Origin of the sequence: Metabacillus bambusae, from assembly GCF_017497975.1 — a bacterium.
GTDB classification, from domain to species: Bacteria; Bacillota; Bacilli; order Bacillales; family Bacillaceae; genus Metabacillus; species Metabacillus bambusae.
This window is the reverse complement of sequence record NZ_JAGDEL010000002.1, coordinates 377,409-398,962: the sequence shown is the minus strand read 5'-3', so window position 1 is coordinate 398,962 and position 21,554 is coordinate 377,409. Positions and strand designations below refer to the sequence as shown.

The window sequence follows — 21,554 nt, the reverse complement described above, 5'->3', positions numbered from 1 at the left end:
AGCTGACGTAAAAGTCGGCTTTTTGTTTACTGAAAATTGCTGTTTATATAAGCGTCTGTTGACATTATCCTGACACAAACATTCGTTATGCTTAATCCATAAGGAATTGGACAAGATGAAAGGAAGGATAATAATGAGTAGTATATTAAAAATACTGGGTATCAGCATTTTAGGAGTATTACTTCTTACAGGATGTGGAAATGCGAATGGTGATTCATCAACAGAAACTTTAATGAATGAGCAACAAGATCTGCAAGAAGCTGAAGAATCAAGACAAAGACCAGGCATCACTGGTGAGGAGCTTAGTGATGAAGAAATAATAGAAATGGCTGAACAGGCTGGAATTGAGACAGATGGTAAAACAATTGAAGAGGTCCAAGAAGAATTAAGAGAGAATAGACCTGCGATGGGGAAAGGTGATCGAATTAACGAGGAAGAACTAATTCAAAGAGCAGAAGAAGCAGGAATTGAAACAGATGGAAAGACTGCAGAAGAAATTATGGAAGAACTAGGAATGGAGGTTCCAGCAGGGGATGATGAGTTGTAAAAGGGTATCGCAATAATTATTAGCGAGTTATCTAATGAAATTAATAATTGGTAATGGAGAGGGCGGACAATTAATTGTGTCAGCCCCTTTTTTTTATCGTTATTAATGCACTTCAACCTTATCTAATATATTTTGAGAGGTTTCATCATTATAGTAATACTCAATATGAATCTGTTTATTTGTATTTAGTGGTTCAAGTATTTTAAATTGTTCTTCATTAATTTGAATAGCTAATGGTTGATTATTTATCATAACTTCTATTGTATGTGTGTCCATTAAACCGATATAGATTGCTTGTGCTGAGATGATTGATTGTTCCTTTATTTCAGCATTCCTTTTTTCTTCATTCTTATTTTCCATTGTACTGTTTGTGGTTGCTACTTCGGTTGTTTTCGAATTCTCTTGATTATGTCGTTCTGATATTTCTCCACAACCAGTTAAATAAATGACAATAGTAAAAAGCAAAAGAGCACTTCTTCTCATTAGAATCCCTCATTTCGAAAAGCCATTCTTATTACATATATAGCCTAACTTATAAGGTTACATGTATAGAAATATCGATTTTCACACTAAAATATAATCTGAGAAGCTTTTTTTGTTTTAGAATAAGTAATATAAATAAGCAACTACTTGGAATAGTCCCAGGGGGTATATTAAAATGAAGGAAATAAAAGTTTAAGGGGATGGTTCAATGAGTACAGAGAATGATTGTCAGGACCACTGTAGTAATAATGAACATAGAAGCAGTCATCATTCAGAGAAAGTGAAAAAGAATCTTGTTACCCGTTTAAATCGGATTGAAGGTCAAATTCGCGGGATAAAAGCTTTGATTGAAAAGGATACGTATTGTGATGATGTCATTACTCAAATCTCAGCAACACAATCTGCCTTAAATGGTGTTGGTAAGCTGTTGCTTGAAGGACATTTACGGACATGTGTTGTTGAAAGAATACAAGAGGGTGATGAAGAAATCATCGATGAGTTATTGGTAACGGTACAAAGATTAATGAAAAAATAGGAATTGAAGAATACGATTGAAGATCAAGGGTATGATGTTGTTTAATACAATACATAGATAATGATTCTGCTCTATTAAAAGAGAAAAGAACCTGTCCTATTTTTGAGCAGGTTCTTTGCCTTTTTAAGCTTGCTTTTCGTTGATTGCTTCTTTTGCTTTTATAAATTCCTCTTCAACTTCTACAGAATACGTCTTTTCATTTAAGTGATCTTTTTCGTACAAGTAATCCTGAGCACTTGCTTGAGCCTCTAAGCGTAGTACTTTATCTTCCATTCTAGCAAAGCCATTCAAGATATTTTCAGATTGAGAAGAGTGTAATGTGCTTTTAATGCTATAAGTTGTTTGTGCGGCATTTGCTCTTGATATAAGTAATGCTTTGCGATTTTGTAATTCAGCATAAGTATCCTTTAATTTTACAACTTGAGCTTTTAATTGTTTTGTTTGATTTTTAATAGACGCTAGTTGTTGCTCAAGGGCTTGTAGCTTTTTCTCCTGCTCAATTCGATCATGGATTGCTAGCTTAGCCATATCGTCATTATTTTTTTCTAGTGCTAATTGTTGTTGTCTTTTACGGTTATCAATTGCTGTTTTAACCTGTTCAATTAACCCTTCATGTTTTTGTTCAAAATAAATTTGATTTGCTAATGCAGATTGCGCCTTTTCAAGCTCTGTTTCAAGCTCTCTAATATACTGTTTTACCATACTTATTGGATCCTCATATTTGTCCAATTTGTGGTTCATATCGGCAACTGCTATTGTTTTTACACGTTTAAAAATCCCCATTATTTATCATTCTCCTTATTTGTTTTACGTTCCCATTCATCAAGAATATCGTGAGTAGTTGTATGATATGAAGGGGAAGTAACTATGATTGGTTCATCTATAAAATCTGTATCCGCCTTTTTTTCTTTAAAAGCTAGATATAATGCTAGTAATAACACTGGAATTGCAATAATCAGTGGTAAGATTGAAAACAACCCAACTGTTAGCAAGAAAATACCTACCCATTTCTTCACTGATTCACCATCCGCCTTTTTCCAAATCCACCAGCCTAAAGCAATTAATCCTATAGAAACAAGGAACGGTAAAAGTGGAAAATCGAACATGTTCATGTGGTTTCCAAATCTTGCACCTCCATGATTAAAGCCACCACCTCGTCCATGTCCCATATGTTGATGGACTGAAGTTTGTGTAAAGAAATGCCCAATCACATTTAATAGGATCGATAGGACAATTAGTCCGAGTATGGCAATCCCAATCCAAAGTAAAGGACTTTTTCTCGTTCTCTTCATTTCTTCACCTCCTTTCAAGTTGTACTTAACTTGCTATATGTATAATTTAATAGAGTTTGGTGAAAAGACGGTGAAAAATAGAAGAGCGTGTAAAAAAAAATAATAAAAAGCTAGAAAGGTAGATTTTTGTCGAATAATCGATAAATTGGGAAAATCGAAGATAAATTAGAAAAATCGTAGATAAATAGAAAAAATCAAAGATAAATTGATCATTTTCGTAGATAAATAGAGAATCCTTGCCTTCCTTAAAAGGGAGAGTGCGTTCTTTTATGCGATATTAAAAAAGCTTGTAGAATTTTCTCTACAAGCTATCCTTATATGGAATTTTCACTAGAAACGTACTTCCTTCACCAACACTACTTTCTACAGTTATTCGACCACCGTGTATGTCTACGATCCATTTTGCAATTGATAAACCTAGTCCATGACCACCAAGATGTCTTGTTCTAGCTTTATCGATACGGTAAAATCTATCAAATATATTGGCTAGGTCTTTAGCATCAATCCCAATTCCTGTATCCTTTACAGAGATAAAAATCATATTTGATTCTTTCCATATAGACAATGATATTGAACCAGAATCGTGAGAATATTTAATGGCATTATCAAGTAGAATATAAAGTAGCTGGGTCAAACGTTCTATATTTCCGTTGATCTTAATAGATGCTGGACTCTTTAATTCCAGCTGGATATTTTTTGTATGAGCATGAGCTTCAAAAGAATCGATTGCTCGTTGGGAAATAGGAACCAAGTCAAATACTTCAAATGCAATCTTTTGATCATCTGAATCAGATCTTGCTAAAGTCAGTAAATCCCCAACAAGTCCGGTCATTCGCTTCACTTCTTCTTTTAAGTTGCCGACCATTTTTGTCGAAATTTCATTTTGGTGCTGGTCCTCCATTTCTAATATATCTAATGAAGACAACATGACACTTAAAGGTGTTCTTAATTCATGGGACGCATCTGCTACAAACTCCTGTTGTCGCTTAAAAGCTTGCTCGATTGGAATCATTGCCCGTTTTGACATCATTCTACTTAAATAAAAAGCAACACCTGAAAAAATGAGAGTTGAAATCACTAAGATCCTAAAAAGTCCCTTTAAAAGGTGAGTTAAATCAGTGATATTTTGACCGATATAGAGATAGCCAACAAGTTGGTTTCGGTCATAGATTGGCTTTGCAATCATAAGGAGCTCCAGCTGTTGATTTTTCGGTCCATAGGTTGAAAATCGATTTTCCTCATTATTCTGCATGAATTGTTTACGATCAATAATGATATCCGCATTCTGCAATTCTTCTCTTTGCGGCTTCCACTCTGAAATGATCGTGATAAATTCAGTTTGGAGAAGGGGAAGCTGCTCATTTTGTAAGACTAATTCACCTCGATTGTTCATTACATAATAAAATAATTGATCACTATCTGTGGTCACAAATTGTGGATTAGCTTTCCTATCGTTTGGGCCATTGTCGTAGTCCATAGACAAAAATGTTTCAACCAAATCTGCTTCATGCTGTGCTGTATCTCGTAATTCATTTTTCTCGGCAGTTGTAAACCAAATATAAACAATTGAATAAAGAATAATGATAAATAATAATAGAAACAAAATAATGAGTAAGCTGTATTTTACTGTTAACATTTGCTGTGTTTTCGAGAATAGGTCATGTCGTTTACGTATCAAGCTTATATCCTACCCCTCTGATGCTTTGTAACCAATCTCCCTTTTCAAACTTGGTTAGCTTTTTACGAAGTAATTTCACTGTAGCATCAATTGTTTTATACGAAACATCTGTTTCATTTCCCCATATACGATCAAAAATAATGTCTCTTGTTAATACTTGTCCTTTATTTTGTACCAATAAGTCTAGTAGCTGGTATTCTCGAGGGGTTAATTGTATCACCTGTTGATCCATTTGCAGGGATTGGCTTGTTCGATTGATTGAAAGGCCATCAATCGTAAGTATTTCTTCACGAATTGGTGAAAAATTACGACGGGCTAGTGCTCGAAGTCTTGCTAACAGCTCATCAATCTCGAACGGCTTCACAAGATAATCATCTGCACCAGCATCTAGGCCAACAACACGATCCTGAAGAGCATCCTTAGCTGTTAACATTAAAATTGCTCCACCGTAGCTATCGTTTCTTAGTCGTCTACAAATCTCAACTCCATCACCATTAGGCATCATCCAGTCCATAATAATGACATCATAATGAGATGCACTTGCATAATCATAAGCATCCTCACCAGTTTGAACCCATTCAACTTGGTAATTTGCCTTTTTTTCTAGCATATATGTAATAAGCTCGCCAAGCTTAACGTCATCTTCGGCTAACAAAACATTCATCATATCTAACTCCTTTCAATAAGGCTCTTTTTAATAGATTGCTGCTTTTAAAACGAAAACTGTTTAAGGTTGATTGGAACGGATTGCGAGACTCCTGCGGGAGCAGCGGGACAGGTGAGACTCATGCAGGTGTTTACGCCGAGGAGGCTCACCGCCCGCCCCGCGGAAAGCGAGCATCTCTCGCTGCAATCAACCACACCGTACTACTTGGTAAATAGCAACAAAGTTTGTGAAAACAGCCTTCAATAAAAACAGTTTAACCTATCCTACCATTAAAAAATGAAATATTAGAGAAAAAGTTGAGTGAAAAATGTAAAAAAGAACAAGCGATTGAATGAAATCAAGGGACAACAGAATGGCAATCATTCAACTTTCCAAAATCTACGGCTAAACGATTATTGGATGAGTGGACAATGATTCAGAAATAGCAAATTTAAAGGGTTTAAAGGTTGCGTCACCTTTTTCACCATGATCAAAAAAGAAGTGGTAGCTAGATGTAAATAATTGCTATGATAAGCATAACAAATCAATACGATAAACTTTGGGGGAAGACACGATGATCGAAAAATATATGGGAGCGTTAGATATTGCGTATGTTTCTTCGTTTTCAACAAAGCTAGAAACAGGCTGGGGCTATCTTTTTTATAATAAAAATCAACCAAACTATTATGATGCAAATCATGCACATATTTCTTCTTACGATGGTGATTATGAAAAGATCATTGATGAGGTTATTTCTTTTTATCAGGCTCAACAATTAATTCCAAGATTTTATCTATCCCACTATGAAGGGCATTCAGGTTTTATTACTGCTCTTAAACATAAAGGGTTTGGATTTGAAGAATTTGATTGCCCTATTCAACTTTGGAAAACAAAGGTTGATTTAGTAAAGGATCAAAATGTAACAATTGAAAAAGTAACAAGTGAAAATAAACAAGATGCTATAAATATCGAATGCCAAATTAAAGAGCTAGGTGGATCAATTAGGGAAAAAGCCTTTGAAGAGGAATTTTCACAAGAGGCCTATACTCACTATTTATTAAAATATGATGGTGTCCCTTGTTCAACTGCATGTATATTCCAGTATGAACAGGATGCTAGACTAGAGAATGTAGCTACATTGGAAGCCTACCGAGGTAAGGGTTTGATTGGACAGCTGATTCATCATATTCAAGCTGAAGTGGCAAAGAATCATGTAGAACGATTTTGGGTGATGCCGATAAGTGAAAGAGTTGAGAAGGTTTATAAGAAATCAGGTTTTGAAACAATCGCGAATTTGAAAACTGGTCATGCTTTTTTAGGTGGTAAAAGTATTGAAGAGATTCGAAGTAGCTAAAAATGGGCTGTAAATGGTTATCCTTATATTGACAGTTAATCCTGAGTTCTGTTATTTTATAGGTAACAATATTTTAGGAGATGTTTTTTGTGAGGGTTTCTGTTCTTAACTAATCGAAGTAAATACTTCATCTACATGAATAAGCTTGAAAAAACTTTTACGATTTTAAAGGTTTATTTGAGTATGTTTCTGTAGAGGGTTAAGAACAAAACGGTTATCGTACACAATTTGCGATCTCTTTGCATAGTGCTCGTACAAATCCGTGCTTTTGTTTAAGCACGTTTTTTTATGCTATCAAATTATTCCTTAAAGATGATAGCATAAGGAAAACTTTGGCTTTTGCGATTTTCAAAGGCGAGTTTTTCTAATGGGCAAATATGGTTATTAGGCATGGTCTGCTTAATAGGTAGAGGTTTTAAAAAGGTGATGAACAACCAATGTTCATCACCTTTTTTTTATTTCAATTAAAACAAATGGAGGTTCAAACATTGAACAAAACTACAATCGAAAGTTTAGAATTTGATAAAGTATTAGCTTTACTAAGTGAATTTGCAATGAGTGATGCAGCAAAGCAAAGAGCGACAGAGCTATTACCAATTTATGATGAGAAAAAAATAAGAAGGTGGATTAATGAAACGACAGAGGCAAGTACAATCATTGAAAAGTCTTCAAGTATTCCTGTCAACTCGCTTCATGGCGTTGAACAAATCGTTGCATTAGTGGATAAAGGGTATTTACTCACACCAGAGCAATTCGGTTTTCTAGCTACGTTTTTAGATAGCGTCAAGAAAATCAAACGGTTTATGATGAAGCAAGAATACCATGCACCTACGATTAGTTCGTATGCCTATTCACTTTATGAATTAACAGACATAGCAGATGAAATCTCACGTTGCATTCGCAATAATAAAGTGGATGATTATGCAAGCAGGTCATTAACGAAAACAAGAAACAAGATCGTTACAATAGAAGAAAAGATCAAAGCAAAGTTAGCTCAAATTATGAAAACAGCTTCTAGTTATCTACAAGAACAAGTCGTAAGTGTGAGAAATGGAAGGTATGTTGTACCTGTTAAAAATGAATACAAGCGAAAGTTCTCAGGAACAATCGTTGATCAATCTTCGAGCGGGCAAACCGTATATATGGAGCCGAAGGATCTTAATAAGCTGCAGGATGAACTTTTATTTTTGAAGGTAGAGGAAGAACTCGAGGTTCAGAAAATTCTTGGACAATTAACTGATCTAACGGCAATGTATAAGCAAGAACTGCTTATTAATATTGAAGGAATGATTTCCTATGATTTTATCTTTGCTAAAGCAAAGTTAAGTAAATTCATGCGTGGAAATGAAGTTCAATTACAACAGGATGAAGGCTTCCAGATCTTAAATGCCAGACATCCTTTATTAGGAAGGGATGCTATCCCATTAACAATGACATTAGGAAATGAGTATATGGCATTGGTTATTACTGGACCAAATACAGGAGGTAAAACGGTCACAATTAAAACGGTTGGTTTATTGTCGATGATGGTTCAATCAGGACTTCATATTCCTGCAGATCGTAATAGCAGCTTTTGTATTGTAAAAGATATTTTTGTAGATATTGGTGATCATCAAAGTATTGAGCACTCACTAAGTACGTTTTCTTCACATATTCGAAATGTAATTGACATTCTTCAAAAGTCTCGAGAAGATACATTAATTATTCTTGACGAAATTGGTTCAGGTACTGATCCAAGGGAAGGAATGGGGTTAGCTATTTCAATTTTAGAAGCATTATATAACTCAGGAGCGATGATCGTCGCTACTACCCATTACAGTGAGATTAAGGAATTTGCAGAAAAAGCTAGTGGCTTTCAAAATGGATCAATGGACTTTGATATTGAAACACTTCAACCTCTTTATAAACTTATAGTAGGGAAAGGCGGAGAAAGTCAGGCATTTTCAATTGCACAAAAGCTAGGAATGCCCGCATCAATCATTAACAGAGCGAAGGAAATTTCCTATGATCAGCCTAATGGGGAACGTAACATTACTCCAGCTACCTTTAAACGGGATAATCGAAATAGTCAAAAGAAAAAGGCAATACAAAAAGACAATCTATCGATGATACCGTATCAAATTGGTGATGCTGTTTGGATTTCACACCTTCAAACAAAAGGGATTGTTGTCTCAACCCCTAATTCGATGGGAGAGATGGAGTTATTAATAAAGGGACAAAAAATGATATTAAATCATAAACGTGTAAAACCATTTATTGATGCTGAAGAGTTGTATCCAGAGGAATATGATTTAAATCAGGTTTTTGATTCTAAGGGCGTGCGTAAAAAGAAAAAAATGATGGATCGGAAGTATGTTGAAGGTTTAACAATCGATCATAACGAGGAATAGAAAGGGGGGAACCCCTTTCTATTTTCATAAGAAGCTCAAGTTCCGATGAGATTAGTTGAAAGGTCATTAAAGGCATGTGTTGAAAATATTCAAATTGTGTCGTATGGTCGATATATTTGTTTTTTGGTTGAAATATTACCTTTTTTTGACAATGAAATAATGATGTGGACAATATAATGCGTAAACTCGACAATAAAACATGAATTACAGACAATAAGCCATTTGTAGCTTAATAGCATCCTTTAATTAAGATGTAAAGCCTTGCTATACTTGAGGTTTACTGAGGTAAATGTATAATTTGTGAAAAACTTCACAAAAGGTATTGCAGTTTTAAAAAAGGTGGATTATAATAAAAACATAAATCATGTGAAATATTTCACAAACTTATTTAGGAGGAATATAAAATGAAAATTGCAGTTATTGGATGTACTCATGCTGGGACAGCAGCTATCTCAAATATGATAAAACTTTACCCAGATGCTACGATAAATGTTTATGAAAAGAACGATAATATCTCATTTTTATCTTGCGGAATTGCTTTACATGTTAGTGGAGTCGTAAAGGATGCGAATGGTTTATTTTATTGCACTCCTGAGGAGCTAACTGAATTAGGTGTAAATATGTTTATGAAACATGAAGTACTGGACATAAATGTTGAAGGGAAGACACTTGTTGCAAGAAATCTTGTAACAAACGAAATGATAAATGAGACATTTGATAAATTAGTGATCGCAACAGGGTCTTGGCCTGTAATCCCGAAAATTGAAGGAATTAATATGGAGAATATTCTTCTTTGTAAAAACTTCCATCATGCAAACACAATTATTGAAAAGGCAAAAGACGCTAGGAATATTGTTGTTGTCGGTGCAGGTTACATTGGCATCGAGTTAGTAGAAGCATTTGAAATGAGCGGGAAAAACGTTACACTTATTGATGGGGAAAGTAGAATATTAAGCAAATACTTGGATGAGTCTTTTACAGAAATCATTGAAGAGGATTTCCAAAACCGTGATATACGCTTAGCCTTAGGTGAAACAGTTACACGTTTTGTAGGAAATGAAGAAAAGGTTACAGCGGTTGAAACAACAAAAGGAACGTATGAAGCAGATCTCGTCATCTTATGTATTGGTTTTCAACCTAATACACATTTAGTTAAAGGGCAAATCGATATGCTTGATAATGGGGCAATTAAAGTAGATGAATATATGCGAACAAGTAATCAAGATGTTTTCGCAGCAGGTGATAGTTGTGCGATCCGTTACAATCCAACTGGTCAACATGCATATATTCCACTTGCAACAAATGCTGTTCGAATGGGGACATTAGTTGCGAAAAATTTAATGAAACCGACAATCCGATATATGGGTACACAAGGCACATCTGGTATTAGGATTTTTGATCAAAATATAGCGACAACTGGTTTAACGGAAATGATGGCACTTCGTATGGGAATGAATGTGAAAAGTATCACAATATTAGAGCATGATCGTCCAGAGTTTATGCCAACATATGAAGATATCAGGTTAAAGGTGGTCTATGAGGAAAACACAAAACGGATCGTTGGTGCACAGGTTATGTCTAAAGTAGATGTCACACAATCTATTAATACATTATCTGTTTGTATTCAAAACAAGATGACAACAGATGAACTAGGCTTTGTCGATTTCTTCTTCCAACCGCATTATAATAAGCCGTGGAATTTCTTAAATCAGGCTGGATTACAAGCACTATAACGTCTTGTTGAATAGGTACTTCCTTCAATTGGCTAAAAAATAGGCAGTGGAACTCCAAAAGATTTATAGGAGCTTCACTGCCTTTAATCATTTATGCTGATTTCTTATCTTTTTGCCATACCATCTCCATTTGTTCTAATGTTTTTCCTTTTGTTTCAGGAACAAACTTCCAAACAAATATCGCTGATAAAACACTCATTAGACCATAAAAACCATAAGTCATTCCACCGCTGTACTCCATCATCATAGGGTAAGTTGAAGAAATGAAATAATTTGCAGCCCATTGTGCAGCTACAGCAATGGCAACGGCCTGTCCACGAATTTTATTAGGGAAGATTTCAGAAATTAACACCCAACAAATTGGTCCCCATGACATCATAAATGATGCTGTGTAAACAATAATGAATAGTAAAGTGCTAATTCCGATCACGTTCGCAAACGCCATCCCTGCAACACCAAACATACCAAGTGCCATACCGATTGAACCTACTATTAATAAAGGCTTACGACCCCATCTATCAACAGTTAATATTGCAACAATAGTGAATAATGCATTGATAAATCCCATGACAATTGTTTGTAGCATAGAAGCATCTTTCGCAGCTCCCATGCTTTCAAATATACGTGGAGCATAATATAACGCAACATTAATCCCAACAAACTGTTGGAAAACTGAAAGCAAAATTCCGACAATGATTACAAGTTTCCCATAAGATAATAGTTTATCTTTAGGAATCGTTACAGTTAGCTTAATTTCCGAGAGGATTGCTTTAGCTTCTGATGAACCGTTGATTTTAGTTAAAATGTCTAAAGCCTTTTTATCTTGCTTTTTCATAGCTAAATAACGCGGTGTTTCTGGTACAAAAAGCAATAGTACACCGAACAGCAATGCTGGGATTGCTTCTGAAGCAAACATATATCTCCAGCCAACATCATTGATCCATTCCAATGATTGTCCTTGGGCAATTCCAAAATTGACAAAGTAAACGACTAACATTCCAAAAATAATGGCAAATTGATTAAATGATACTAAACGACCACGAATGTTAGCGGGAGCAATTTCACTTATATACATTGGGCAAATCGCAGATGCTAAACCTACACCAATTCCACCCAAGATTCGATATAAATTAAATGTTAGTAACAGTGAAATGGTAGGTTCACCTTTCGTGAAAAATAAAAATTCAGGATAAGCTGAACCTAATGCCGAAAGTAAGAATAGTACAGCCGCTATTAATAGAGAATTTTTCCTACCAAAATTAGAAGCAAAGTAGCCTGATATTAATCCACCAACGATACATCCAATTAATGCACTTGATGTTGTAGCTCCGTGTATGAAAGAATCTAATCCTAAACTGTCAATAAAGTATACTTCTAAAGATTTTTCAGCTCCGGAAATTACTGCTGTATCATAACCAAAAAGCAAGCCTCCAAGAGTTGCGACTAGAGTAATGACAATAATATAAAGAGAATTTGATTTTTGCATAGTTGTTTTTAAGAGACAAATTTAACAATAAAAAAGGAAGGAATTCTATATAAGATTTGATAGCGCTTTAATAACATGGTTACCCTATGTTCATTTCCTATCTAGATATATTCCTATTATTTCTAGGTTAGATATCAATTATTACTGCGCTTACATTTCCCTTTTGATTATTAAACCTTTTAAAAAGTTGTCTCTATTCTCCTTTCTCTTAGGATTGGAAAAATAATTATTATCCAATCTAGTATTAAATGTAAACAATCTATTAATGAGATAGCAAACTAGAAGTAATATGTGCTGGAGCAGTAAAGCTACCAGCACATCCATAATTCTTAATAGTCTATTAAACCGTTACACGCGAAAGCGTTTCAAGTAAATATTGGTTTACAATACCTTTTAATCGTTCTTGTCTACCAGATTCATTCTTAATCTCATTCAATTGAAGTGCATAAGCCTCTAACTTGTGGAAATCAGTTGTTCCTTCAACAATATCAAGGCCAATGCCTTCTGAATAGCTGCTATAACGTTGGTCAACAAAATCGTCTAACACCTTGTCTTCAACCAACTTATTCGCAACCTTTAAGCCAATTGCAAAGCTGTCCATACCTGCAATGTGTGCGTGGAAAAGATCCTCAGCGTCAAATGAACCTCTTCTTACTTTTGCATCAAAGTTAAGTCCACCTTTACCTAAACCACCATTTTTCAAAATTTCATACATTGCAAGAGTTGTAGAATACAAGTCTGTTGGGAATTCATCTGTATCCCAGCCTAGTAACGTATCACCTTGGTTCGCATCAACAGAACCTAGCATATTGTTAATACGTGCTGTGCGTAATTCATGCTCGAACGTATGGCCTGCAAGAGTCGCATGGTTTGCTTCGATATTAAACTTAAAGTAAGCAGTTAAATCATATTTTTGTAGGAATGCTAGACCTGTTGCCACATCAAAATCATATTGATGCTTCGTTGGCTCTTTTGGTTTTGGTTCAATTAAGAATGGTGCATCAAAGCCAATTTCCTTTGCATAATCAACTGCCATATGGAAGAAGCGTGCTAAATTATCTTGTTCAAGTTGCATATTTGTATTTAAAAGCGTTTCATAACCTTCACGACCGCCCCAGAATACATAGTTTTCTGCACCTAGCTCTTTACCAACCTCTAAACCTTTTTTAACTTTTGCAGCGGAATAAGCAAATACATCTGCATTATTTGAAGTAGCAGCACCGTGTACATATCTAGGATGTGTGAACATATTTGCTGTATTCCATAAAAGTTTAGTTTTGCTAGTACTCATATATTCTTTAATCATCGCAACGATTGTATCTAAGTTTTGGTATGTTTCTTTTAATGTTGCGCCTTCTGGTGCGATGTCAACATCATGGAAACAGAAAAATGGAACATTTAATTTTTCAAATAATTCAAATGCAGCTTCTACACGAGCTTTCGCTAAGTCCATACCTTGTAAATGATTCCAAGGACGGATAGCTGTTCCTACACCGAATGGATCTGAACCATCTGCAGTAAATGTATGCCAGTATGCTACAGAAAAACGAAGAATTTCTTCCATTGTTTTTCCGTTAATGATTTCTTCAGGATTGTAGTATTTAAATGATAGGGGGTTTTTTGAGCTTGCACCCTCATATTGAATCTTATTAATGTCTTGGAAATATTTCATTTTAGTAGCCTCCAATTTTTAAGTTCTAGAATTAATACTTACTTTGCTGTTATCGCTTACACTAATAGCTAACTTAATAAAATGTTTTTGTAACTTTTTTCATTATAACAGGGTAAACTTAGTTTGTCTATCCAATAAACTAAGTTTTTATTAAAATTTTTATATAAATATTTATTCGATCATTATATCTTTTAAAGCCATATTTTAGAGTTTTGTAACAAGGGACTATGTTTATGAAAGAAAATCTATTTTGTGTTTTCCTTTTAAAAAGGCAAAAAAAACCATACACTAAGAGCATGAGGTCATTTTTGGAGGTGTGTGAGATTGGATTTTCGTATTGAAAAGGACACAATGGGTGAGATTCAAGTGCCTGCTGAAAAGTATTGGGGTGCTCAAACACAGCGTAGTAAGCAAAATTTTAAAATCGGTCGAGAGAGAATGCCAAATGAGGTCATCGTTGGTTTTGCGATTTTAAAAAGATGTGCAGCTATTGTAAATGATTCACTTGGTAAGCTACATAAAGAAAAAGCACAAGCAATTATAGCTGCATGTGATGAAATAATCGGAGGTAAATTAAATGATCATTTTCCACTTGTTGTATGGCAAACCGGAAGTGGAACACAAAGTAATATGAATGTAAATGAAGTGATCGCTAGAAGAGGGAATGAATTACTTACAGAAAAGGGAATAGATGCTACGATTCATCCGAATGATGATGTCAATATGAGTCAAAGCTCAAATGATACATTTCCCACCGCCATGCATATAGCAGGTGTGATAGCTGTAGAAACTAAGTTGTTGCCAGCTATTGATAAGCTTTCAGTCACATTAGATAAAAAAGTGAAGCAATTTAAAGATGTTGTCAAGATAGGACGTACACACTTGCAGGATGCAACGCCTTTGACTTTAGGACAGGAAATTAGTGGTTGGGCACATATGCTTCATCAAACAAAAGAAATGATACAACAGTCCATCGTATATATGAAGAATCTAGCAATTGGTGGAACAGCTGTTGGAACAGGGATTAATGCTCACCCGGAATTTGGCAGTCGAGTTGCAAAGGAAATAAGTGAATATACAAAGCAAGATTTTAAATCGTCGGTTAATAAATTTCATGCCTTAACAAGTCATGATGAAACAGTCCATACCCATGGCGCGATAAAGGCATTAGCTGCAAATCTGATGAAAATTGCAAATGATGTTCGCTGGTTGGCGAGTGGACCTAGATGTGGAATTGGAGAAATTACGATTCCAGAAAACGAGCCGGGAAGCTCAATTATGCCAGGAAAAGTGAACCCAACTCAAAGTGAAGCAATAACGATGGTTGCTGTACAAGTAATGGGGAATGATGCAGCAATCAGTTTTGCTGCAAGTCAAGGTAATTTTGAGTTAAATGTATTTAAGCCAGTTATTATTTATAATTTCCTTCAATCGGTACAGCTTGTTGCAGATGCAATTATCTCTTTTAATGATCACTGTGCTGTAGGAATTGAAGCGAATCTTCCAGTCATAGAACGCTATGTAAATGATTCATTAATGCTAGTAACAGCCTTAAATCCTCATATAGGTTATGAAAATGCTGCTAAAATTGCGAAGCTCGCTCATAAAGAAGGGGTAACGCTAAAAGAAGCTGCAGTTCAATTGAATTTGTTAACTGGCGAACAATTTGATCAATATGTAAAACCAGGGGAAATGACATTTCCTAAAAATGAAAAGAAGGATTGAGTTTCGTAATAATAATTTGCGTTTAGAGGTTCACAAATTACAGTTCATGCAGAGGATTAAATTGTGTACAAAAATAAAAAGGGGATCTTTCAATTTAACGGGTTCTCCTTTGGGAGAGAAAGTTATAAATTGATTAGTTAAAAGACAGACCAAATAGCAATTTATTGGTCTGTCTTTTTTATTGATAAATTAGGGGTTTTAATTGAAAATTTAATGAAAATAGCAGAAAATTAACATATAAAATGAGTTCGGACAATAACTATTGTCTTTACTAATAAAAGTGCTATTTTTATGTTATTAACAAAGCGGTTAAAAGGGTTTAAATGGTAATCGTAGAATGATTAAAAGAGTGAAATAATCGGGGGGGTCTTGAATGAAAAAAATTCCTATCAATTTATCTATATATACTATTTTCCTAATAACTCTTATTGGATGTTCAAATGAAGTCCCTAAAGAGTTTGATTTGAACCACTAACTAGAGTTGATGTTCAATTATTCACGGGTGAAAACAGTGGCAATGAAATAATAATGACAGAGGAAGAAAAGATTAAAGCTTTAAGAGAAGTATTTGCAAAAATTGAGTGGGAACAGAATGTAAAGGCTCAAATGGCTCGAAAAGAAGATGTGAAAGCCACTTTATTCTTCACGTTTGATAAAAATATGCCAGAGAGATTATTTGAATATTTTATATGGTTTAATCAAGGCAATGCATCAGCAACGATTATTGACAGAGAAATGAATGCTTTAGGAACATTAGACAAAGAAGATGCCCAAACACTAAAAGATATTCTGGTGAATAACTAGAACAGGTATGACCTGCTCTTTTTTGTGTGATTTGGTATGTTAATTTTACTGCGATGTCAATTCAATAATGAAAAACAAGTTTCCCCTCCGAAAAGAGAACCCGTTACCTTTCAATTGAAGATCCTTTTTTCTGCTATAAATTTAATTATTTGAACTAAATATACTTAAAAGAGAAGCTCATAATATACTGTGACTTTGCCTGCATAAAGTAATTGTCCCTATCATTATGTTTTGTATAAATCATGTCTATTTATTGGTTGTGGTGGTTGCTCCATCCAATGTCGATTAATCAAAATTTCTAATCCTTCATTACAGTAAGTCATAATTTCAGCCATAATGACAGAATAATGAGCAAGTAAATCTTTTCTTAATGAAACAGACATGGTATATGCCGTTAAATGAATTCCTGCTGCAGTCGTTGAAACAATTAGAAACATAATGAGTCGATCGGAAAATGGAGAAACGGTAGAATCTGTAACCTCCATACTAACTGGAATATTACCTAAATGCTCTTCTTCTTTTAGAATCTTATTAAAAATGTCTATCTGTTTTTCCGATAATTTTTTCCCCTTTATGAGGTATTCCTTAATTTCCTTATCCTTCATTCCTTGAATTAATCCCATTAATAGGAGTAAACCTATATAATTTCTTTCAATAGTATAAAAGATTTCACCCAACTCTGGAGCATTTAATGGTCTTTTATCACCAAACCATAAACTTAAAAGAGATTGTGACTTTTTTATGTATTCTACTTCATTAGGATAAGGAATCTTAGGAGGCCGATCATAGATTCCTTTGGAAAGCATTAAATTTAAGGATCTCTTATACAACTCGGTTGAGGATTTCTGACATTCATCAAAGAATGTAACGACATCAGTCCTTGCTACCTTTGAGAGAGCAGTACTGAAATGGGGGATTGTCATTTGACCAACACGATAAACAAAGCTTAAAGCAAACAAATCTGTATAAAGTGGTGGTGCAGATAAATCAACATCATTGTCAGAGAAACCTTTTGGAATAGGGAAATTTTCCTCTACAAAGATTGTTTCAATTTTTTTTATGTATGCTTGCTCCAAAAGTAAAGCTTCCTCTACAATTGGCTTTATTTTTAAGTCTTGAAGATAATGAAGAAAATGTTTATAAAAGCAGATTGTTGCACTATTTTGCATATATGTAGTCCACAGGGCTGTAATCTCTGGAGTAGTTAGTTGGATATTATGCTCATTCATGTATTATCTCCCTTTAAGAGTGTTTGCAACTAGAATGTGTAAATGATAACAACATTATTCTCAAATAAATAAAAGAGAGAGTTGCATGTTTTTAAGCCTTATAACTAGTATGAACGAAACATTCAACACATCATTATAAATGACTTATTATTACGATGTCATAAAATAAAATGAGACAGTAATGGGGGGAATCCACTACTGTCTACTTAATCTTTCTATTTCTGATTCAACTGTGAAAGCTTCTGTTTATATCTGGGCTTTTCTAGAAGTACCTTATTTTTCACTTAGCTTCGACCTCTACAAATGGAATTTGTGTGTAAAAAGCGACTCCATTTTCTTCATTTGTAGCCCAGACCTTTGAAGCATGTAAATCGGCAATTCGTTTCACGATGCTTAATCCTATGCCGAACTCACCTTTATGCCCCTTTTGAAATGGCTCAAAAATTTGATCCATTATAGCTTCATCAATTGACGGTCCATCATTCCATAAACGTAATACAATATGTTGACTAGATTTTGAAATCGAGAGTGAAATGGTTTGAGTCGCGTATCGCAATGAATTTTCAAGAAGGTTCTCTACAAGCTTTTCCCATTGTTCTGCATCACCTAGAATCGTTGCTTCATCTAGCTGAAGCTGCCAATCAAGTGAAGACTTTGCCCATTTGATTCGATCTACCTCATCTTGGATCAACTCATCAAGACGAAATGCTGTTTTAGTTGGCTTACGCGTGGACAAGAAGTCAAGCTTTGTTAAATAAAGTAAATCCTTTATTTTTTTCTCTAGCTTTTCAGATTCCTCTTCAATGACATCCATTGTACTCGTTAAATCACCCTTTGGGAAAATGCCATCATTGACTGATTTGGCATAGCCGCGTATCACCATGACAGGTGTTTTTAAGTCATGAGAGATATTTTGCAGTAATGTTTGCTGGGCTTCATCTTTTCGAATAAGATGCTGCCTCATTTTTTCAATTGTATGCCCAAGCTTCCCAATTTCATCATTTCGGTCTACCTCTACTGGCTCATGCCATTCTTGCTCTGAAAACTTTTTTACATGTTTCTCAAGTGTAACAAGTGGCCTAGATAAGTATTTAGCTAGCCAAATAGAAGGTATCCAACTAAATAAAAACACAATAAACATTACTAACATTAATTGACGAAAAAGCGTAAAGACTAGGTCATTTCGATAAGAATCCCAAGAATACGATAATAGATAGCTTTGTTCCCCATTAACCGTTAACTTCCGAATCACATAAAAGAGTGTTTGATTTTTTAAATTCTTTTCATAGCGCTCGACTGATCTTGATTGGTTTGTTGCTAGTTCTTGTGTTTGCTTAATAAAATCAATTGGTAATTCCTCAGAATATAAGAAGTATGGACTTTGTATAGGTAGGACCAAATGTGAGACAGAACGATCTTTTTGTTTGGCATCACCCAATTCATGATTATTTCCGGGATTTCCATATTCGGTTAGAATAAGCTGTTCATTTTCAATTGTTTTATAGATTTCCTGCGTGAAGAAACCTCGTAATGTTGTTGGAAATAGGATTACTAATAATAAGGATATGGCTAAGAGAATACCTGAAAAAACAAACCATATTTGAAATGCTAATGACTTATTTTTCATCCTTTTAACATCCTATAGCCAAAGCCATAAATCGTTTCAAGCTTAAGCTCCGGCATTTTTTTTCGCAATCGTCTCACAAGATCATCTACTACCCGATCTGTGCCAAAATAATCTGATCCCCATAGACTTGTTAAGATTTGTTCTCTAGAAAAGGCTTGACCTTGATTGTGTAGAAAAAGCTGTAGCAAATCAAATTCCTTTGAAGTAAGGTTTAGTTCCTGCCCATTTAAATAAGCAATTCTCACCTGTTCATCAATTTGATAAGGAGGGAGGTTAATGAGTGTACTTACTTCCTCTGAATATGTTCGTGACAACAGTTTTTGCACCCGAATCACTAGCTCTCTTGGTAAAAAGGGTTTAGAGATATAATCATCGCTTCCTAGTTCTAACCCTAATACACGATCAATATCGGCATCTCTAGCTGATATGAAAATTACAGGCACATCTGGTGTAGCAGCTTTTATTTCTCTTATTAATTGGTAGCCATCAATATCAGGTAGCATAATATCTAAAATCCATAAATGTGGAGGCTGATTGATTAAACTTCTTGCTTCCGTACCTGTTAAACAAGAAGTTACAGACCAGCCTTCATTTTTTAAGTACATTGTAAGTAATTCATTTAAATTTTTCTCATCTTCTACTAAATAAATGGTGTAATTCATGCTTTCACATCCTCTTTAGGCACTATTATACAACGTACTTTCTAGATCGTTCGCTCTTTTCACAATTTCCCACAATTCTTTCATTATTCTCCCAAACTCATTTTGTATAGTTACATTATAAGAAAAACGGATGACCTTAGTCATGCTTAAACAAATGAAACATTAGTATTTATAAATGCTTCATTCAATAAATAACTGCATTTATCTTAGGACCTAGACACGCAAACTAATTTGAAACTTTCATTACTTATTATGAAGAAAGAAGGGTTTACAAGAATGAGAGCACTTATTTTTACAGGAGTTTCACTATTATTAATTCTGATTGTAATTGGTGGATATGTAAGTTCACAAGGAGTATAAAATTCATTTTCATAAATAAAATTTCAGGAGGAATATAGTATGGGTTATTATGATGAAACAGATATTACACGTGAAAAGGTTAAGCCACGTAGAAGTATAAAACCATTATTTACATCACTTCTCAGTGGCGTGGTCGGTGGCGCTCTTGTATTAGGAGTAACTACATTTACCGATCAACAAGCACCAACTGCAACAGATAATAAAGCTACTATTGAAACAGCGGTAAAGAATAATGATACCGAAACGACGACACCAGTCGCTACACAGGAACTATCTAGTAATGCTAATTCAATTGCAGATATTGTTGATAGTCTTTCACCAGCAATTGTTGGTATTACAAATATGCAATCACAAATGAGTGGGGACATATTTAGAAATTCTGAGAGTGGAAGTGTAGAAAGTGGGACAGGATCAGGCGTCATTTTCAAAAAAGAAGGCGAATCAGGCTATGTGATTACAAACAACCATGTTATTGAAGGAGCAGAATCGATCCAAGTAACCCTTTTTAGTGGAGAAAAAGTAACCGCAGAATTAGTTGGAACTGATGCGTTAACAGATATTGCGGTCTTAAAAATCAATGCAGAGGATGTAACAGCTGTTGCTGAGTTAGGTGATTCATCTTCACTTCGTACAGGGGAAAATGTGATTGCAATTGGGAACCCACTTGGTGAAGAGTTCTCAAGAACAGTTACACAAGGAATTGTTAGTGGTGTTGATCGTACAATCGATGTGACAACATCTGAAGGTGATTGGGCTTTAGATGTACTTCAAACCGATGCAGCCATCAATCCTGGGAATAGTGGTGGCCCACTTATCAATATGAGTGGCGAAGTAATTGGTATTAATAGCTTGAAAATTAGTGACAGTGGTGTTGAAGGTTTAGGATTTGCCATTCCGAGTAACGATGTTATTCCAATTGCCGAAGAGCTAATGAAAAATGGGAAAATACAAAGACCATTTATTGGTGTTGGCCTTGTAGAAATGAGTGAAATTCCTCAGTATTATTTGCAAGAAAACATGAAGCTTCCTGAAGATGTAAAGGAAGGGGTAATTGTTGGAAATGTCTCACAAGGCTCACCAGCTGATGAGGCGGGCTTACAACAACAAGATGTTATCGTCTCAATGAATGATACCGCGATAACAAATGCAAGTGAATTACGAAAATTTCTTTATTCGGAAACAGAAATAGGTGAAGAAGTACAAATAACCCTTTATCGTGCAGGGGAAAAAAAGACAGTCACCATTAAGCTGACAAATCGGGATGCAACGAATGCTTAAATAGTTATTGGGAATAACGTGTTACTCTTTACTATAGATATCAATTTGCTGAC

At 34.8% G+C, this 21,554-nt stretch carries 18 protein-coding genes; 8 read left to right on the top strand and 10 right to left on the bottom strand.

What is annotated here, in order from left to right:
* The first annotated feature begins 133 nt into the window (after positions 1 to 133).
* The gene (locus tag I7822_RS04485) at positions 134 to 547 is read left to right on the top strand and encodes a hypothetical protein (protein ID WP_207975557.1); all 414 of its coding nucleotides are present in this window, start codon (positions 134 to 136) and stop codon (positions 545 to 547) included.
* Positions 548 to 649: 102 nt separating this feature from the next.
* Here the strand turns inward: I7822_RS04485 and I7822_RS04480 are convergent, their stop codons facing one another.
* A complete protein-coding gene (locus I7822_RS04480; RefSeq protein ID WP_207975556.1) occupies positions 650 to 1,030 on the bottom strand; it encodes a LytA/YqiH family protein in 381 nt (126 codons plus the stop codon).
* 208 nt (positions 1,031 to 1,238) lie between these two features.
* Between I7822_RS04480 and I7822_RS04475 the strand changes: the two genes are divergently transcribed.
* Positions 1,239 to 1,565 carry a metal-sensitive transcriptional regulator gene (locus I7822_RS04475; RefSeq protein ID WP_207975555.1) on the top strand — a complete coding sequence of 109 codons (327 nt, stop codon included), beginning with the start codon at positions 1,239 to 1,241 and terminating at the stop codon, positions 1,563 to 1,565.
* A 123-nt stretch (positions 1,566 to 1,688) separates the two neighbouring features.
* On the opposite strand, the gene I7822_RS04470 is transcribed toward I7822_RS04475, so the two are convergent.
* From I7822_RS04470 to I7822_RS04455, 4 genes are all read right to left on the bottom strand, one after another.
* Positions 1,689 to 2,348: a PspA/IM30 family protein gene (locus tag I7822_RS04470; RefSeq protein ID WP_207975554.1), complete on the bottom strand. Its 660-nt coding sequence runs from the start codon at positions 2,346 to 2,348 to the stop codon at positions 1,689 to 1,691.
* The gene (locus I7822_RS04465; RefSeq protein ID WP_207975553.1) at positions 2,348 to 2,857 is read right to left on the bottom strand and encodes a hypothetical protein; all 510 of its coding nucleotides are present in this window, start codon (positions 2,855 to 2,857) and stop codon (positions 2,348 to 2,350) included. Before I7822_RS04465 ends, I7822_RS04470 begins: the two co-directional genes overlap by 1 nt.
* A 301-nt stretch (positions 2,858 to 3,158) precedes the next feature.
* Complete coding sequence (locus I7822_RS04460; RefSeq protein WP_207975552.1) at positions 3,159 to 4,535, bottom strand: sensor histidine kinase; 1,377 nt, start codon at positions 4,533 to 4,535, stop codon at positions 3,159 to 3,161.
* Entirely contained in the window at positions 4,525 to 5,199 is a 675-nt protein-coding gene (locus I7822_RS04455; RefSeq protein ID WP_207975637.1) for a response regulator transcription factor, read from the bottom strand. The genes I7822_RS04460 and I7822_RS04455 overlap by 11 nt, the downstream gene beginning before the upstream one ends.
* Before the next feature lie 556 nt (positions 5,200 to 5,755).
* On the opposite strand from I7822_RS04455, the gene I7822_RS04450 reads away from it, so the two are divergent.
* The 3 genes from I7822_RS04450 (at position 5,756) to I7822_RS04440 (ending at position 10,658) form a co-directional block, all read left to right on the top strand.
* The gene (locus I7822_RS04450) at positions 5,756 to 6,535 is read left to right on the top strand and encodes a GNAT family N-acetyltransferase (protein ID WP_207975551.1); all 780 of its coding nucleotides are present in this window, start codon (positions 5,756 to 5,758) and stop codon (positions 6,533 to 6,535) included.
* A 488-nt stretch (positions 6,536 to 7,023) separates the two neighbouring features.
* Entirely contained in the window at positions 7,024 to 8,925 is a 1,902-nt protein-coding gene (locus tag I7822_RS04445) for an endonuclease MutS2 (RefSeq protein ID WP_207975550.1), read from the top strand.
* A gap of 404 nt (positions 8,926 to 9,329) precedes the next feature.
* Positions 9,330 to 10,658, top strand: a complete 1,329-nt coding sequence (locus I7822_RS04440; RefSeq protein WP_207975549.1) for an FAD-dependent oxidoreductase — start codon at positions 9,330 to 9,332, stop codon at positions 10,656 to 10,658.
* Positions 10,659 to 10,749: 91 nt separating this feature from the next.
* On the opposite strand, the gene xylE is transcribed toward I7822_RS04440, so the two are convergent.
* Both xylE and xylA read right to left on the bottom strand, forming a co-directional pair.
* Positions 10,750 to 12,144: a D-xylose transporter XylE gene (gene xylE / locus I7822_RS04435; protein WP_207975548.1), complete on the bottom strand. Its 1,395-nt coding sequence runs from the start codon at positions 12,142 to 12,144 to the stop codon at positions 10,750 to 10,752.
* Between the two features lie 340 nt (positions 12,145 to 12,484).
* Positions 12,485 to 13,816, bottom strand: coding sequence for a xylose isomerase (gene xylA / locus I7822_RS04430; RefSeq protein WP_207975547.1), 1,332 nt, complete (start codon positions 13,814 to 13,816; stop codon positions 12,485 to 12,487).
* Between the two features lie 324 nt (positions 13,817 to 14,140).
* Here xylA and fumC point away from each other — a divergent pair, with 324 nt between their 5' ends.
* On the top strand, positions 14,141 to 15,541 hold the full coding sequence (gene fumC, locus I7822_RS04425; protein WP_207975546.1) for a class II fumarate hydratase: 1,401 nt from the start codon (positions 14,141 to 14,143) through the stop codon (positions 15,539 to 15,541).
* Positions 15,542 to 16,069: 528 nt separating this feature from the next.
* Positions 16,070 to 16,345, top strand: a complete 276-nt coding sequence (locus I7822_RS29715) for a hypothetical protein (RefSeq protein ID WP_243459248.1) — start codon at positions 16,070 to 16,072, stop codon at positions 16,343 to 16,345.
* Between the two features lie 224 nt (positions 16,346 to 16,569).
* On the opposite strand, the gene I7822_RS04415 is transcribed toward I7822_RS29715, so the two are convergent.
* The 3 genes from I7822_RS04415 to I7822_RS04405 form a co-directional block, all read right to left on the bottom strand.
* Positions 16,570 to 17,574: a DUF3231 family protein gene (locus tag I7822_RS04415; protein WP_207975545.1), complete on the bottom strand. Its 1,005-nt coding sequence runs from the start codon at positions 17,572 to 17,574 to the stop codon at positions 16,570 to 16,572.
* A gap of 280 nt (positions 17,575 to 17,854) precedes the next feature.
* Positions 17,855 to 19,201 carry a sensor histidine kinase gene (locus I7822_RS04410; protein WP_207975544.1) on the bottom strand — a complete coding sequence of 449 codons (1,347 nt, stop codon included), beginning with the start codon at positions 19,199 to 19,201 and terminating at the stop codon, positions 17,855 to 17,857.
* On the bottom strand, positions 19,198 to 19,863 hold the full coding sequence (locus I7822_RS04405) for a response regulator transcription factor (protein ID WP_207975543.1): 666 nt from the start codon (positions 19,861 to 19,863) through the stop codon (positions 19,198 to 19,200). The genes I7822_RS04410 and I7822_RS04405 overlap by 4 nt, the downstream gene beginning before the upstream one ends.
* A 399-nt stretch (positions 19,864 to 20,262) precedes the next feature.
* Here I7822_RS04405 and I7822_RS04400 point away from each other — a divergent pair, with 399 nt between their 5' ends.
* Positions 20,263 to 21,501 (top strand): S1C family serine protease, encoded by a 1,239-nt coding sequence (locus I7822_RS04400; RefSeq protein ID WP_207975542.1) that lies wholly within the window; start codon positions 20,263 to 20,265, stop codon positions 21,499 to 21,501.
* The last annotated feature ends 53 nt before the right edge of the window (positions 21,502 to 21,554 follow it).

What these genes read in the sequence shown, in the direction of transcription:
- I7822_RS04485 (WP_207975557.1), top strand. Translation starts at nt 134, where the DNA reads ATGAGTAGTATATTAAAAATACTGGGTATCAGCATTTTAGGAGTATTA.
- I7822_RS04480 (WP_207975556.1), bottom strand. Translation starts at nt 1,030, where the DNA reads ATGAGAAGAAGTGCTCTTTTGCTTTTTACTATTGTCATTTATTTAACT.
- I7822_RS04475 (WP_207975555.1), top strand. Translation starts at nt 1,239, where the DNA reads ATGAGTACAGAGAATGATTGTCAGGACCACTGTAGTAATAATGAACAT.
- I7822_RS04470 (WP_207975554.1), bottom strand. Translation starts at nt 2,348, where the DNA reads ATGGGGATTTTTAAACGTGTAAAAACAATAGCAGTTGCCGATATGAAC.
- I7822_RS04465 (WP_207975553.1), bottom strand. Translation starts at nt 2,857, where the DNA reads ATGAAGAGAACGAGAAAAAGTCCTTTACTTTGGATTGGGATTGCCATA.
- I7822_RS04455 (WP_207975637.1), bottom strand. Translation starts at nt 5,199, where the DNA reads ATGAATGTTTTGTTAGCCGAAGATGACGTTAAGCTTGGCGAGCTTATT.
- I7822_RS04450 (WP_207975551.1), top strand. Translation starts at nt 5,756, where the DNA reads ATGATCGAAAAATATATGGGAGCGTTAGATATTGCGTATGTTTCTTCG.
- I7822_RS04440 (WP_207975549.1), top strand. Translation starts at nt 9,330, where the DNA reads ATGAAAATTGCAGTTATTGGATGTACTCATGCTGGGACAGCAGCTATC.
- xylE (WP_207975548.1), bottom strand. Translation starts at nt 12,144, where the DNA reads ATGCAAAAATCAAATTCTCTTTATATTATTGTCATTACTCTAGTCGCA.
- xylA (WP_207975547.1), bottom strand. Translation starts at nt 13,816, where the DNA reads ATGAAATATTTCCAAGACATTAATAAGATTCAATATGAGGGTGCAAGC.
- I7822_RS29715 (WP_243459248.1), top strand. Translation starts at nt 16,070, where the DNA reads ATGACAGAGGAAGAAAAGATTAAAGCTTTAAGAGAAGTATTTGCAAAA.
- I7822_RS04415 (WP_207975545.1), bottom strand. Translation starts at nt 17,574, where the DNA reads ATGAATGAGCATAATATCCAACTAACTACTCCAGAGATTACAGCCCTG.
- I7822_RS04410 (WP_207975544.1), bottom strand. Translation starts at nt 19,201, where the DNA reads ATGAAAAATAAGTCATTAGCATTTCAAATATGGTTTGTTTTTTCAGGT.
- I7822_RS04405 (WP_207975543.1), bottom strand. Translation starts at nt 19,863, where the DNA reads ATGAATTACACCATTTATTTAGTAGAAGATGAGAAAAATTTAAATGAA.
- I7822_RS04400 (WP_207975542.1), top strand. Translation starts at nt 20,263, where the DNA reads ATGGGTTATTATGATGAAACAGATATTACACGTGAAAAGGTTAAGCCA.